The organism is Palleronia marisminoris, assembly GCF_900172315.1.
Classification (GTDB): domain Bacteria; phylum Pseudomonadota; class Alphaproteobacteria; order Rhodobacterales; family Rhodobacteraceae; genus Palleronia; species Palleronia marisminoris.
In genome coordinates this window covers 170,990-184,524 of the sequence record NZ_FWFV01000001.1, presented here as the reverse complement: position 1 = coordinate 184,524, position 13,535 = coordinate 170,990, and the positions used below count along the sequence as shown (strand labels likewise).

13 protein-coding genes are annotated in these 13,535 nt (G+C 66.4%); 5 read left to right on the top strand and 8 right to left on the bottom strand.

The annotated features are described in order from the left end of the window. Positions 1–43: 43 nt before the first annotated feature. From PAM7066_RS00905 to PAM7066_RS00880, 6 genes are read right to left on the bottom strand one after another with little or no spacing between them, the layout of a single operon-like run. Entirely contained in the window at positions 44–841 is a 798-nt protein-coding gene (locus tag PAM7066_RS00905; RefSeq protein WP_085852241.1) for an ABC transporter permease subunit, read from the bottom strand. Beyond that, positions 838–1,704 (bottom strand): ABC transporter permease subunit, encoded by an 867-nt coding sequence (locus tag PAM7066_RS00900; protein ID WP_085852240.1) that lies wholly within the window; start codon positions 1,702–1,704, stop codon positions 838–840. Before PAM7066_RS00900 ends, PAM7066_RS00905 begins: the two co-directional genes overlap by 4 nt. Next, positions 1,701–2,795 carry an ABC transporter ATP-binding protein gene (locus PAM7066_RS00895; protein ID WP_085852239.1) on the bottom strand — a complete coding sequence of 365 codons (1,095 nt, stop codon included), beginning with the start codon at positions 2,793–2,795 and terminating at the stop codon, positions 1,701–1,703. The genes PAM7066_RS00900 and PAM7066_RS00895 overlap by 4 nt, the downstream gene beginning before the upstream one ends. A 36-nt stretch (positions 2,796–2,831) precedes the next feature. Further along, on the bottom strand, positions 2,832–3,914 hold the full coding sequence (locus PAM7066_RS00890) for a polyamine ABC transporter substrate-binding protein (protein ID WP_085852238.1): 1,083 nt from the start codon (positions 3,912–3,914) through the stop codon (positions 2,832–2,834). A gap of 25 nt (positions 3,915–3,939) precedes the next feature. Further along, positions 3,940–5,250 carry an NAD(P)/FAD-dependent oxidoreductase gene (locus PAM7066_RS00885; RefSeq protein ID WP_090928584.1) on the bottom strand — a complete coding sequence of 437 codons (1,311 nt, stop codon included), beginning with the start codon at positions 5,248–5,250 and terminating at the stop codon, positions 3,940–3,942. Then, entirely contained in the window at positions 5,250–6,602 is a 1,353-nt protein-coding gene (locus tag PAM7066_RS00880; RefSeq protein ID WP_085852237.1) for a glutamine synthetase family protein, read from the bottom strand. Before PAM7066_RS00880 ends, PAM7066_RS00885 begins: the two co-directional genes overlap by 1 nt. Positions 6,603–6,712: 110 nt before the next feature. Between PAM7066_RS00880 and PAM7066_RS00875 the strand changes: the two genes are divergently transcribed. Continuing rightward, positions 6,713–7,375, top strand: coding sequence for a GntR family transcriptional regulator (locus PAM7066_RS00875; RefSeq protein WP_085852236.1), 663 nt, complete (start codon positions 6,713–6,715; stop codon positions 7,373–7,375). A gap of 11 nt (positions 7,376–7,386) precedes the next feature. Here the strand turns inward: PAM7066_RS00875 and PAM7066_RS00870 are convergent, their stop codons facing one another. Together PAM7066_RS00870 and PAM7066_RS00865 are read right to left on the bottom strand one after the other, a co-directional pair. Beyond that, positions 7,387–8,637: a GAF domain-containing sensor histidine kinase gene (locus PAM7066_RS00870; protein ID WP_085852235.1), complete on the bottom strand. Its 1,251-nt coding sequence runs from the start codon at positions 8,635–8,637 to the stop codon at positions 7,387–7,389. A gap of 142 nt (positions 8,638–8,779) precedes the next feature. After that, positions 8,780–8,929, bottom strand: a complete 150-nt coding sequence (locus tag PAM7066_RS00865; protein ID WP_176237559.1) for a hypothetical protein — start codon at positions 8,927–8,929, stop codon at positions 8,780–8,782. Between the two features lie 428 nt (positions 8,930–9,357). Here PAM7066_RS00865 and PAM7066_RS00860 point away from each other — a divergent pair, with 428 nt between their 5' ends. From PAM7066_RS00860 to PAM7066_RS00845, 4 genes are all read left to right on the top strand, one after another. Further along, positions 9,358–10,929: an alkaline phosphatase gene (locus PAM7066_RS00860; RefSeq protein WP_175484535.1), complete on the top strand. Its 1,572-nt coding sequence runs from the start codon at positions 9,358–9,360 to the stop codon at positions 10,927–10,929. A 250-nt stretch (positions 10,930–11,179) separates the two neighbouring features. Further along, positions 11,180–11,941: a transporter substrate-binding domain-containing protein gene (locus PAM7066_RS00855; protein WP_085852233.1), complete on the top strand. Its 762-nt coding sequence runs from the start codon at positions 11,180–11,182 to the stop codon at positions 11,939–11,941. Positions 11,942–12,061: 120 nt separating this feature from the next. Beyond that, on the top strand, positions 12,062–12,733 hold the full coding sequence (locus tag PAM7066_RS00850; RefSeq protein ID WP_085852232.1) for an amino acid ABC transporter permease: 672 nt from the start codon (positions 12,062–12,064) through the stop codon (positions 12,731–12,733). After that, positions 12,730–13,503: an amino acid ABC transporter ATP-binding protein gene (locus PAM7066_RS00845; RefSeq protein ID WP_085852231.1), complete on the top strand. Its 774-nt coding sequence runs from the start codon at positions 12,730–12,732 to the stop codon at positions 13,501–13,503. The genes PAM7066_RS00850 and PAM7066_RS00845 overlap by 4 nt, the downstream gene beginning before the upstream one ends. The last annotated feature ends 32 nt before the right edge of the window (positions 13,504–13,535 follow it).

The following is a 13,535-nucleotide window of genomic DNA, read 5'->3' as shown; positions in this document are numbered from 1 at the left end:
TGGGCGACCGGCTCGCGTTTGTCCAGCACCAGCGGGCGCGAGGTCAGGCCTCGGGCACCCGCTGCCGCGCCGAGACCCAGGCGGCGATCAGGACGAGGCAACTGACAAGGACGATCACCAGCGTCGCCAGCGCGTTGACCTCGGGGCTGACTCCCAGCCGTACCTTCGAGAATATCACCATCGGCAGCGTGGACGATCCCGGTCCAGCCACGAAGCTTGCGATCACCACGTCGTCGAGGCTGAGCGTGAAGGCCAGGAGCCAGGCCGAGACCAGCGCGGGCGCAAGGGCGGGCAGGGTGACGTCGAAGAACACGCGCAGGGGCCCTGCGCCCAGATCCTGCGCCGCATCCTCGACCGCGCGGTCGAGCGTGACCATCCGCGCCTCGATCACCACGGTCGCGAAGGCGGCGCCGAAGGTGGCGTGGGCGATCACGATGGTCAGAAGGCCGCGCCCCCCGGGCCAGCCGATCAGGCCCTCCATCGCGACGAAGAGCAGAAGCAGCGACAGCCCGATGATGACCTCGGGCATGACCAGCGGCGCCGTCACCAGCCCGCCAAGCACCGCCCGACCTCTGCCGCCCCGCACGAGGACCAGCGCGGCCAGTGTGCCAAGCACCGTGGCGATCGAGGCCGACAGGAACGCGACCTTCAGGCTGATCCACGCCGCCCCGATGATCTGAGGGTCGGACAGAAGCTCGCCGTACCATTTCAGGGAAAAGCCGCTCCAGACCGTGACGAGGCGGCTTTCGTTGAAGCTGTAGATGACGAGGCTGAGGATCGGGGCGTAGAGGAACAGGAAGCCCGCGACGACCACGATGCGCAGCGCGACAGGGCTTCTCATGCCTTTTCCGCCCGGCTCTGGATGCGGCGCAGGAGCGCGATGGGAAGCGCCAGGACCAGGACCATGACGATGGCCACGGCCGAGGCGACGGGCCAGTCGCGGTTGAGGAAGAACTCGTTCCACAACACCGTGCCGATCATCAGCGTGTCGGGGCCACCAAGAAGCGCCGGGATCACGTATTCTCCGACCGCCGGGATGAAGACCAGCATGGAGCCGGCCAGCACTCCCGGCATCGACAGCGGCAGGGTGACGGTCGCGAAGGTCGTCAGCGGCCTCGCGCCAAGATCGGCCGATGCCTCCAACAGGTCCCCGTCGAGGCGGGACAGGGTCGCATAAAGCGGCAGGATCATGAAGGGCAGGTAGGTGTAGACGATGCCGAGGTAGACGGCGATGTCGGTCTGCAGGATCACCAGCGGCTGATCGATCAGGCCCAGCGACATCAGCGCGTTGTTCAGCACCCCGTTGGCCTTGAGAATCCCGATCCACGCATAGACGCGCAGCAGGAACGAGGTCCAGAATGGCAGGATCACCAGCATCAGCAGGATGTTGCGCCGCCCCTCGGGCGCGCGCGCGATGGCGTAGGCCATCGGGTAGCCGATCAGCAGCGTCACCAGGGTCGAGATCGCTGCGATCCGCACCGAGGACAGGTAGGACACGAGGTAGAGCGGATCCTCGGTCAGGAAGATGTAGTTCCCGAGGTTGATCGCGATGGTCAGGACGCCGTCCGCCCACTCCCACAGCGGCAGGTAGGGCGGCATGGCGATGGCCGGCTCGCTGAACGAGATCTTCAGCAGCACCGCGAAGGGGATGACGAAGAACAGCCCCAGCCACAGGAAGGGGACGAGGGGGACGAGCCGCCTCACGAGGCAAGCACCACGGCGGACTGGCCGGAGAAGCCCAGGTGGACGCGGTCGCCCTGCGCGATCGCCTCGGCCTCGCCCCGCTCGCGGTTCGAGCGGCTGACGCGGACCGATTTCCCGCTGTCGAGCCGGACGAGGAAAATGGACGCCGCGCCTTGATAGACGAGGGTCTCGACCGTGCCGATCAGGCGGTTCTCGACACCCTCGGGCGGGGTGCGGCCGATGACGATCTTCTCGGGGCGCAGGGCGACGGCGACCGACTGCCCGACCGAGCCGGTGACGGCGTGGGGAATGCGGATCGGACCGCCGGCCTCGGGGCTGTCGATCACGGCGTCGGTCGGGCGATCCTCGGTCAGGGTGCCATCGAACAGGGTCACGGTGCCGATGAAATCCGCGACAAAGCGCGATTGCGGGAACTCGTAGACCTCGTGCGGGGTGCCGACCTGCACGATCCGCCCCTCGCGCATGATGCCCAGCCGGTCGCCAAGGGTCATCGCCTCGTCCTGGTCGTGGGTCACGACGATGAAGGTGATCCCCAGCGTCTCCTGGATCTTCTTCAGCTCGAGCTGCGTCTCTTCGCGCAGCTTGCGGTCCAGCGCGCCCAGTGGCTCGTCCAGCAGCAGCAGCTTGGGCCGCCTTGCCAGCGCACGGGCCAACGCCACCCGTTGCCGTTGGCCGCCCGAAAGCTGGTGGGGTTTGCGGGCGGCAAACCGCTCCATCTGCACAAGCGCCAGCATCTCGGTCACGCGAGTGGCGATCTCGGCGCGGGGCAGGCCCGCGCGGCGCAACCCGTAAGAGACGTTCTTCTCGACGCTCATGTGGGGAAACAGCGCGTAGGATTGGAACATCATGTTCGTGTCGCGCTGGTGGGGCGGCACGTTTGCAAGGTCCTGCCCGTCAAGCGCGATGCGCCCGGCGCTCGGCGCCTCGAACCCCGCGAGCATCCGCAACAGGGTGGACTTGCCGCAGCCCGATCCGCCCAGAAGGCAGAACAGCTCGCCGCGGCGGATGTCGAGGGACACGTCGTCCACGGCATAGGTGGCGCCGAAGGACTTGGTGACGTTCTCGATACAAAGGAGGGGGGTGTCTGTCATGGGGGTGTCCGGGCCGCCGGAGCGGCCCGATCTGCCTCAGCGGCCGGTCTTCAGCGTGGTCCACGCCCGGGTCAGCGACCTGTCGTAACGAGCACTGTGGGGCTTGGCCGAATACATCTTGGTCAGCGTCGCCTCTGGCGGGTAGATGCCGGGATCGTTGCGCACTTCCTCGGACACCAGCGGCGTCGCCGCCTTATTGGCGTTGGCGTAGAACACCGCGTCCGACACCGCCGCCGTCACCTCGGGGCGCAGGAAGTAGTCGATGAAGGCATAGGCTGCGTCCGGGTGCGGCGCATCGGCGGGGATCGCCAGCATGTCGAAGCCAAGAAGCGCGCCTTCCTCGGGGATGACATAGCGGATCTCGATCCCGTTGCCGGACTCGGCGGCGCGGTCCTTGGCTTGGAGGATGTCGCCCGAATAGCCGACCGCAAGGCAGATGTCGCCGTTCGCCAGGTCGTTGATATATTGCGACGAGTGGAAGTAGCGGATGTGCGGCCGGATCTCCGACAGCAGCGCCATCGCCTGATCCAGATCGCCCGCATCCTCCGACGTGGGATCGAGGCCAAGGTAGTTCAGCGCGGCGGCCGTGATCTCGGACGGGCTGTCGAGCAGCGCAATGCCGCAATCGGCCAGCTTCTCGGCATTGGCGGGGTCGAAGACCAGCGACCAGCTGTCGAGATTTGCGTCTTCGCCCAGCCGTTCGGTGACGGCGGCGACATCGTAGCCCGGCCCGACCGAGTACATCATCCACGGGATGCCGAAGGCGTTGCCGGGATCGTTCGCCTCGATGATGCGCATGATCTCGGGGTCGAGGTTGCCGTAGTTGTCCAGCTTAGACTTGTCGATCTCCTGGAAGACGCCGGCCTGCGCCTGCCGCGCCATGAATTCGAGCGACGGCACGACAAGGTCGTAGCCGGTCGAGCCGGCGAGCAGCTTGGCCTCGACCACCTCGTTCGAGTCGAAGACGTCGTAGTTGACGCTCGTGCCGGTCTCGTCCTGGAAGCCGGGGATCGTGTCCTCGGCGATGTAGTCGGACCAGTTGTAGAAGTTCAGCGTCTCTTGCGCCTGCGCCGTCAGGGGCAGGGTCAGCAGCAGGGCAGTCAGGGTCGTGCGGCTCATGGCAGGCTCCATGCGGGGGGTGAAGTCAGACGCCCAGTCGGTCGCGCGCGGCATACCACCACGAGCCGAGGACGGAGTAGGGAACGCGGAAGGTCCGGCCGCCGGGGAAGGGCAGCCAGGGCAGGTTCGCGAACATGTCGAAGCGCGACAGATCGCCGTGGATCGCTTCGCCCAGGATGCGCCCGAAGAGGTGCGAGCCCGAGACGCCGTGACCCGAATAGCCGTGGGCGAAATAGGTGGACGTCCCGATCCGGCCCATCTGGGGCACGCGGGTGAACGAGAGGGCGAAGTTGCCCGACCAGGCATGCTCGATCGCCGTATCCTTCAGCGACGGGAACACCCGCTCCATCGAGCGGACGAGCTTGCGCTTGATGTCCTTGGGATCCGTGCCGCCATAGACGCTGCCGCCCCCGAAGAGCAGCCGGTGATCGGCCGACATGCGGTAATAGTCGAGGATATAGCGCACGTCCTCGACGCAGGTGTCGGCGGGCATCAGCGCGCGGGCGCGCTCGGCACCCAGCGGCTCCGTCGCCATGACTTGGGTGGAAACCGGCATCACCCGCCATTCCAGCCCCGGCACCACCCCCTTGAGGTAAGCGTTGCCGCACAGGACCAGCGTGCGCGCCTCGATCTCGCCGCCCTCGGTGCGGAGCACGGGGCGGGGGGCGTCGGTATCGGCGAAGATCACCGGCGACATCTCATGGATCGTGCCGCCGAGGCTTTCGACAGCCGCGGCCTCGCCGAGGGCGAGGTTCAGCGGGTGCATGTGTCCACCCTTGGTGTCGATCATCCCGCCGCAGTAGAGGTCGGTCGTCGCGTGCTCGCGCATCTCGTCCCGGCCCAGCATCTGCAGGCTGTTCAGTCCGTAGGAGGCCCAGAGGTCGCGCTTTTCGCGCAACTCGCGCATGTGGCGGTCGTTGAAGGCGGCGAAGACGTTGCCCTCCTTCAGGTCGCAGTCGATCCCGTAGCGCGCGACCCGGTCGCGGATGATCTCGCCGCCTTCCATGAACAGCGCGGCGACCTTCTGCGCGACCTCGTTCCCAAAGCGGCGGCGGAAGACGTGCAGCCCCGCGTTCAACCCGTTGACGATCTGCCCGCCGTTCCGGCCCGAGGCACCCCAGCCGATCCGGGCGCCCTCGATCAGCGTCACGGAATGGCCCTGCTCCAGCAGCGTGATCGCGGTGGAGAGGCCCGAATAGCCACCGCCGACGACGCAGATATCGACCTCGTGCCGCCCTTCCAGCCGCGGGCGCAGCGGGGCGGGGTTGGCCGAGGCGGCGTAGTAGCTGTCGGGATACGCGCCCGAGCCGGCGTAGGGATGCGCGAACATGTCCATCAGACGGCCTCCAGGTAGGAGTGGTATTCGAAGTCGGTCACGTGCCGGGTGAAGCGGCCGAGCTCCTGCCGCTTGCATTGCTCGAACATCCGCCTCAGACGGCCCGCGAAAATACGCTCGCCATGTTCTCCCCGCGCGAAGGCGTCGATGGCCGAGGCCCAGTCGGGGGGCAGCCGGTCGAGCCGCATGGAATAGGCATCCCCGGTGACGGGTTCGGGGGGTGCCCATTCCTCTTCGATGCCCAGAAGCATGCCGCCGAGGATCGCGGTGAGGACGAGGTAGGGATTGGCATCCGCGCCCGCGACGCGGTGCTCGATCCGGCGGGCGGCGTGGTCGCCGCCGGGAATGCGGATCGCAACGGTGCGATTTTCATAGCCCCAGGCGACGGAGGCGGGCGCGTGGGCGCCAGGAAGGAGGCGGCGGTAAGAGTTCTCGTGAGGGGCGAAGATCAGCCCCAGTTCCGGCATCGTGCGCAGAAGGCCCGACACCGCGTTTCGCAGCAGCGGCGTGCCTTCGGGGCCGCCATCGTCGAAGAGGTTCCGCCCCTCGGCGTCGATCAGCGAGATGTGGGCGTGCATCCCCGACCCGGCGCGGTCGCCATAGGGCTTGGCCATGAAGGTCGCCGCGAAGCCATGCTTGCGGGCGAGGCCGCGCACGAGCCGCTTGAACAGGACCGCATCATCCGCCGCCTTAAGAGGGTCGGCCAAGTGCTTGAAGTTGATCTCGAACTGGCCCGCGCCGTTCTCGGAAATCGCGCTGTCGGCAGGGATGTCCTGCGCGCGGCAGCCGTCATAGATCTCGTTCAGCAGCGAGTCGAAATGCTGAAGCTCGTCCAGCGACAGCGCGCCGTCGGAATCCAGCCGCTTGCCCGTCACCGGCGAGCGGGGCGGCTGCGGGGCCGCCTTGCTGGGATCCACGATGTAGAACTCTAGCTCGGTCGCGACCACGGGTGTCAGCCCCCGCTCGGCGAAGCGCGCGACGATCGAGGCGAGCGCCCGGCGCGGGTCGCCGGCGAAGGGGCTGCCGTCCTCGTTCAGGGTCCAGAGCTGGACGAAGGCGGTGGGGCGCTCGGTCCAGTTCACGAGGCTCGCGGGGCGGCCTGTGTGTTCGCAGATCCCGTCGGCGTCGCCCGTGTCGAAGACCAGGTCCGACCCTTCCACATCCTCGCCCCAGATATCCATGCCGAGCAGCGACAGCGGCATCCGAAGGCCGCCGTCGCGGACCTTGTCGATCTGGTCCGCGGGCAGGCGCTTGCCGCGCATCACCCCGTTCAGGTCGCAGATGCAGGCGAAGATCGCGTCCACCTCGGGGTGGTCGCTTTTCAGTCGCTCGATCGGCGCCGTCTTGTCCATACGTTCGATTCTCACAATGTGATACCATTCGGTTGCTTGTGATATGTCTTCTGGACTCCTGTCAATCTCCGTGTCACGTCTGGGTCGCGGAAAATATGGGATGCCTCCGAATGCAGCAGACGCCGCTGCCCCCGATCGACCGGACCCCCGCGATGACGGGGCAGGAATACGCGTATCGCCGGCTGCGAAATGCGGTGATGGCCGGCTGGCTGCCGCCAGGTGCGTCGCTGACCATCCGCGGCGTGGCCGAGTTGCTGGAGCTCAGCCCGACCCCGATCCGCGAGGCGTTGCGGCGGCTGAGCTCGGAGAACGCGATCGAGGTGCTGGGGAACCGTCGCCTGCGGGTGCCGGACATGACCCCGGCGCGGTTCGAGGATCTCGTGGCGCTGCGCATCGCGCTCGAGACCCACGCGGGTGCGCGCGCGCTGCCCCATGTATCGGACGTCGTGATCGACGAGATGGCCGAGACCGATGCGCTGATCGGCATGGCGCGCGGGGCAGGGGATCCGGACCGGGTGAGCGCGCTGAACCAGGCGTTCCACCGCAGGCTCTACGAGCTGCCGCCCGATCAGGCCTCGATGCCGCTGATCGAGAGTGTCTGGTTGCAGCTCGGGCCGTTCAACCGGCTGGCGCGCGAGAACCCCGATGCCGTGGGCGTCCGCGACATCCACCCCGCGATCCTCGCGGCGCTCACCAGCCGCGATTGCGACGCTCTGACGGCGGCCATCGCGCACGACATCCGCAGCGCGGTGCCGGAAACGCTTCGGATGTAGGGCGCCGGTGCTCAGGCCGATGCGGCCTCGTCGTTCGACGAGACGGACTTCGACCGTACCCCGCGGGGCGGCACGGGCATCGTCAACGTGACGCTGACGGTGCCGTCTTCCGACGTCGCGGTCAGCCTGCCGCCATGCGCCTTGGCGATCTCGGACGCGATATACAGCCCGAGCCCCAGCCCCGCGCGACCCGAGGCGGCCGAGCCGGCGGGCCCGCGGTTGAACGGCTTGAAGAGCGTGGGCAGGAGATCCTCCGGGATCGGGTCGCCGAGATTTCCGACCGAGAGGACGAAATGCCCGTTCCGCTCGGCGGCCGTCACCGTGACCGGGGCGTCGGGTGCGCCATGCGTGACGGCGTTGCTGAGCAGGTTCGACAGCAGCTGTCCCAGGCGCGCGCGGTCGCAGGGCAGGGAGCCGCAGTCCAGTTCCGACCGGATCTCGCGCCCCGTGGCCGTCTGGATCTCCGAGATCACCTGCTCGAACTCGTCCCGGATATCGGCCTCCGGATCGATCTCGACCGGGATGCCCCCGCCGAGGCGTCCCCGCGTCAGGTCCAGGAGGTCACGGATCAAATCGTCCATGCGCCGCGCGCTCGCGCCGATCCGCTCGACCACCTCTTCGGTCTCGGCGTCGAGCGGCTTGCGCCCTAGGATGCGCACCCCGGCCAGAACCGCGGAAACCGGGTTCCGCAGGTCGTGGCCGAGCATCGCGATGAACTCTTCCCGGAGCCGCCCGAACGACCGCTCGGACCTGAGTTGGCGCCCCTGCTCGGCGAAGGCCCGGTGCGTGTCGAGCTGCGCCGCGATGAGATCCGCGAACAGGGCGAAGGACTCGAGCACCTTTGGCGTGTTCAGGCGTCTCGCCTCCGGATCCAGCCCGCAGAGCGTTCCGAAGAATTCGCCGCTCGTCGTGATGATGGGGACCGAGATGTAGCTCTTGAAGCCGTACTGGCGCGGCGTGGGATGGTTGCGAAAGTTGGGATCGGTGTCGACATCGTCGATCACGACCGTCTTCCTGCAGCCGCGCACCTGGATGCACAGGGTCGAGTCGACGTCGAGCTCGTCGCCGGGCGTCAGCCCGAATTCCAGTCGATCGAGCGATGCGCATGTGACCCACCGATCCGGCGTTACCCGTGCGATCGCAGCGAAGCGGACGCCAGTGAGCGTCGCGGCGGCTTCGAGTATCCGCGACGTCGACTGCAGGCTCAGGACAGCCCTTACGTCGTCGTCCAGCTTTGCATTCTCATCATCCTGCACGGTCATGTTCCGCCGCTTCCACTTCCTCCGGTCCGCATCATATTGGGTTTATGGCCGGATTTCTGCCGCCCCACAACTGCGGGCTGGCGCGCGTCCGTCTCGCGTTTGTTCAATCCACGGCAGGCTGTCCGCGTGAGCCTCGTGCGGCTCACCGTGTCGGAGTCTCGCCCGGAACGAATTCGACACGCACACCGAACAGGTCCTGTGCGGCTGTCGTCAGCCGCGTCTCGGTTTCATGGAAGGCGATGCCCGCTTCCCCGAGAAGCCGCGCCTGCTGGCGCAGGTCGGGAATGGCCACGGCGAACGCCTCGAAAGCTCCGGACCCGTTGCCTTTTGCTGCGCGCAAGCGGCCGGCGCTCCGGAGGGCGAAGGTCAGGCCATCCTCGCCCGAGCCCAGCGCCGCCGCGCCACAGAAGCGGGAAAGGAACCGGGAGTGACGGTTCGGGTCGGACGGCGGGGTAGAAGATCTCGTCCTCCACGTGCTTGCGGATTTCAAGCTCGCCCGCCAGGAGGCGCATCATGTCGCGGCGCTCGGGGTTTTCGGGGTCCATCGCCTCGATCGTTGCGACGAGGCGGCGCAGGATCTGGTGGTGCGTCGCCCTCGACCCCCCCGCAGGCTGAACATAAGGCTTTTCATCTTCAGGTCGTGTCGTAGGCTCATGAGGCTACCGTCACACGTGTGGCATCCGCCCGCGGCGATCAGCGACGGAGCGTTAGGAGGACCAGATGAAATTGAGAGTCACCCTTGCCGTTCTCGGCATGACCGCGTCGGTTGCCTCGGCCCAGGAAGCCGTTCCGCAGGCGTCGAATCAGTGGTTCGCGGACGCGCAGGCCAAGCTCGAGGAGATGCTGCAGCGCGAGCAGATCACCGGGCGCGCCCGGAACGTGATCCTGTTCGTCGCGGACGGTAACGGCGTCGCCACGAACTACGCGACGCGCGTCTTCACCGGACAACAGGACGGCGGATATGGCGACGAGTACGTGCAGCCGCACGAGGATTTCCCCTACCTGGCACTCGTCAAGACCTACACCACCAATGGCCTGACGCCTGACAGCGCGCCGACGGCGGCTGCCTTCAATTCGGGGGTGAAGGCCAAGAACGACGTCATAAACGTGACCGATGCCGTCAATGTCGGGGACTGCGCGGCGGGGGCCGAGGATGAGGTCGCCCTTCTGTCCGAGATCGTGTCGGATGCCGGGAAATCGGTGGGAATCGTCTCGACGGCGCGCATCACCCATGCCACCGGCGCCGCGGTCTATGCCCGCACCGTGTCACGTGACTACGAGGACGACACCTTGGTGCCGGAAGGGTGCGACCAGCCCGACATCGCCGCGCAGCTCGCCTCGCAGATGAATGACGGGGTGATCGACGTCGTGTTCAGCGGGGGCAGGCGGCACTTCCTGCCGGACGGCGAAACCGACGCGGAAGGCGAAGCCGGGAGCCGCGGCGACGGGCGGAACCTGATCGAGGAGATCACCGGCGAGGACGGCACCTACGTGCAGACGCAGGAGGAATTCCAGGAGATCGACACCTCGGGCGTCGAGGGTCCGATCCTCGGCCTCTTCGAGGGCAGTCACATGCTCTACGAAGCCGACCGGGCCAACGAGCCGAGCCTCGCCGAAATGACCGAGGCGGCGATCGAGGTGCTGTCCCGCGACGAGGACGGGTATTACCTCATGGTCGAGGGCGGGCGGGTCGATCACGCCAACCACGCCGGCAACCTTGCGCGGACGGTGCGCGACGGGCGCGCCTTCGCCGAGGCGATCGCGCTGGCCGACGAGATGACGGAAGACTCGGAGACGCTGATCGTCGTCACCGCCGACCACGATCACGCGCTTCAGTTCAATGGCTATTGCGGTCGCGGCTCGGACATCCTCGGACTTTGCATGGGGGTGAACCCGGACGGCATCGAGCACACGGGCGAGCCCAACCTCGCCTCGGACGAATTGCCCTACACCGTGGCCGGATATCTCAACGGGGTCGGGTCGGTGCTCATCGAGCAGGTGGAGGTGGATGACGCCGATATCTCCCAGCCGGTCGATCCCGATACCGGCGCGGCCGCAGGCGATCCGCGCCCGCTCTACCAGGGCTCGCGCCCGATGGTGACCCAGGAGGAGGCGACGGACCTCGACTACATTCAGCAGGCGCTGATACCGATGCCCTCGGAAACGCACTCGGGCACCGATGTCGCGCTTTATGCCAAAGGGCCCTGGGCGCATCTCTTCGACGGCACCATCGAGCAGAACGTGATCTTCCACGTCATGCGCTACGCCACGATGGAAGCCGAAGAGGAGTAAGGCTGCAGGCTGACAGTTGCGCGGCCCGGACATCGTTCGGGCCGCGGGACGTCGCGGACTGACGCGCCTGCGAGATCACGGCCTGCGATCGCCATCGCGCCCAGGGTATTTGCTTCGGACATCACGCCGCTCTGCGCCACCGCAGACGCGGCTTCCGCATTTGACCTTGACCTTCGATAACGCGCGCGCGAACCTATGCCCTGAGCATCAACGGACAACATTCTGTTCTTGTTGCAGAAAGGGAGATATTATGCCTTATTCGATGAAGGGTTTCGCGCTGGCGGGATGGGTTGGTCTTGGCGTCGCGCTGGGTGGTGCAGCGCAGGGCCAGACCGTGCAGATGGCGACGGACCCCAGCTTCGTTCCGTTCGAGATGATGGACAGCGAAACCGGCGAGATGATCGGGTTCGACATGGACATCATCCGTGAACTGGCCGACCGCGTCGGCTTCGAGGTCAACATCAACACGATGGACTTCAACGGGATCATTCCCGCCGTTCAGACCGGCAACTTGGACGGCGCGATCGCGGGCATCACGATCACCGACGAACGCGCCGAGATCGTCGATTTCTCGGACCCCTACTACGACAGCGGTCTGCAGATCCTGGTCGGCGCCGACAATGACGACGTCAAGACGGTCGAGGATCTCGAGGGCCTGACGATCGGCACGAAGATCGGCTCGACCAGCTACGACTACCTGACCGAGAAGTTCGGCGACAGCGCCACGATCACGCCCTATCCGGGCTCGAGCGACATGTACCTGGCCCTCATGGGCGGCAGCGTCGACGCGGTGTTCTACGACGCGCCGAATGTCGGCTATTTCGCCAAGACCCGGGGCGATGGCCGCGTCAAGGTCGTCGGACCGCTCTATGAAGGCCAGCAATACGGCATTGCCTTCTCGAAGGGCAGCGACCTCGTGGAGCCTGTCAACGAGGCGCTCGCGGCCATGCACGAGGACGGAACCTACGACGAGATCTACAGCAACTGGTTCGGCAGCCCGAGCGAGCAGTGAGTTTGGTGTCTTGAACACCGCCCGCGCGTGAGCGACACTGTCGACTGAACACGTCGCCTCTCCGAAGATGACTTCGGGGAGGCGTTTCTTTGCCGCATTGTCATGAGACGGAGTTCATCCTTGAACGGTTCTTTCGATTTCGACTGGCAGGCCGCGCTGGATTCCATCCCGTATCTGCTTGCGGGGGTTCCCTACACGTTGCTGATCGCGTTTGGAGGACTCGCGTTCGGCTTCGTGCTCGGCATGATCTTCGGGCTGCTGCGTCTCAGCCCGACGGCATGGCTGCGTTGGCCCGCCATCGCCTACATCGAGATCTTTCGCGGCACGCCGGTCCTGGTCCAGGTGCTCTTCATCTTCTACGGCCTCCCTCAGTTGCTGGGGGGGCCGATCGACGCCATCACCGCAGGCATCGCGGCCATCGCCGTGAATTCGGGCGCCTACATCTCGGAGATCGTGCGCGGTGGCGTGCAATCCATCGAGCGGGGCCAGCGCGAGGCGGGGCTGTCGCTTGGACTGTCGCGGGCGCAGACGTTCAGGTACATCATCTGGCCGCAGGGCTTTCGGCGGATGATCCCGGCACTGGGCAACCAGGGGATCATCAGCATCAAGGATACGTCGCTTTTCGCCGTCATCGGTGTCGGTGAGCTTGTGAGGCAGGGTCAGATCTACATCGCGACCACGTTCAGGGCGCTGGAAGTCTACCTGATGGTCGCCGTGCTCTACCTCGCGATCACGCTGACGCTTTCGCTGGCGTTGAGGATGCTGGAACGCAGGGGGCTGGTCGGCCAATGAGTGAACGGAAAATCGACGACACCGCCGCGCCCATCGTGCGGATGGAAAAGCTGAACAAGAATTTCGGCGCGTTGCATGTTCTGAAGGATGTCGACCTGTCGGTCGCCCCCGGCGAGGTCGTGGTGATCATCGGTGCCAGCGGCTCGGGGAAGTCGACGCTGATCCGGTGCATCAACGGTCTGGAGGAGTTCCAGAGCGGTCGACTGGAGGTCGACGGAAAGATGCTGGAGCCGCATGGCAAGGCCAGCCAGACCCTCCAGCAGATCCGGACGGAAGTCGGGATGGTCTTCCAGCAGTTCAATCTGTTCCCGCATCTGAGCGTGCTGGACAACATAACGCTCGCGCCCCGCAAGGTGCGAAGCGCAAGCCGTGAAGACGCCAGGGAGACGGCCAAGCGCCTGCTGGACCGTGTCGGCATCGCGGACCAGGCGGACAAGTTCCCGAGCCAGCTTTCGGGCGGCCAGCAGCAACGCGTGGCGCTGGCCCGGGCGCTGGCGATGGAGCCCCGGCTGATGCTCTTCGACGAGCCGACATCGGCACTGGATCCCGAGATGATCGGCGAGGTTCTGGACGCGATGCGGGAATTGGCCCGCGAAGGCATGACCATGGTCATCGTCACGCACGAGATGAGCTTCGCCCGCGAAGTCGCCGACCGGGTCATCTACATTCACGAGGGTGAAATCGTCGAGCAGGGCCGGCCCGCGGATGTCTTCGACAATCCTAGGCGCGAGCGCACCCAGAGCTTCCTCTCGCGGGTGCTCTCCCACTGAAGGGGGTCGCCTGGGCGCTGGCGGAATCCGCC

Excerpts from the sequence above, each read along its gene's own strand:
- PAM7066_RS00890 (WP_085852238.1), bottom strand. The coding sequence starts at position 3,914 with ATGAGCCGCACGACCCTGACTGCCCTGCTGCTGACCCTGCCCCTGACG.
- PAM7066_RS00880 (WP_085852237.1), bottom strand. The coding sequence starts at position 6,602 with ATGGACAAGACGGCGCCGATCGAGCGACTGAAAAGCGACCACCCCGAG.
- PAM7066_RS00855 (WP_085852233.1), top strand. The coding sequence starts at position 11,180 with ATGCCTTATTCGATGAAGGGTTTCGCGCTGGCGGGATGGGTTGGTCTT.
- PAM7066_RS00875 (WP_085852236.1), top strand. The coding sequence starts at position 6,713 with ATGCAGCAGACGCCGCTGCCCCCGATCGACCGGACCCCCGCGATGACG.
- PAM7066_RS00905 (WP_085852241.1), bottom strand. The coding sequence starts at position 841 with ATGAGAAGCCCTGTCGCGCTGCGCATCGTGGTCGTCGCGGGCTTCCTG.
- PAM7066_RS00885 (WP_090928584.1), bottom strand. The coding sequence starts at position 5,250 with ATGGACATGTTCGCGCATCCCTACGCCGGCTCGGGCGCGTATCCCGAC.
- PAM7066_RS00845 (WP_085852231.1), top strand. The coding sequence starts at position 12,730 with ATGAGTGAACGGAAAATCGACGACACCGCCGCGCCCATCGTGCGGATG.
- PAM7066_RS00860 (WP_175484535.1), top strand. The coding sequence starts at position 9,358 with ATGAAATTGAGAGTCACCCTTGCCGTTCTCGGCATGACCGCGTCGGTT.
- PAM7066_RS00870 (WP_085852235.1), bottom strand. The coding sequence starts at position 8,637 with ATGACCGTGCAGGATGATGAGAATGCAAAGCTGGACGACGACGTAAGG.
- PAM7066_RS00895 (WP_085852239.1), bottom strand. The coding sequence starts at position 2,795 with ATGACAGACACCCCCCTCCTTTGTATCGAGAACGTCACCAAGTCCTTC.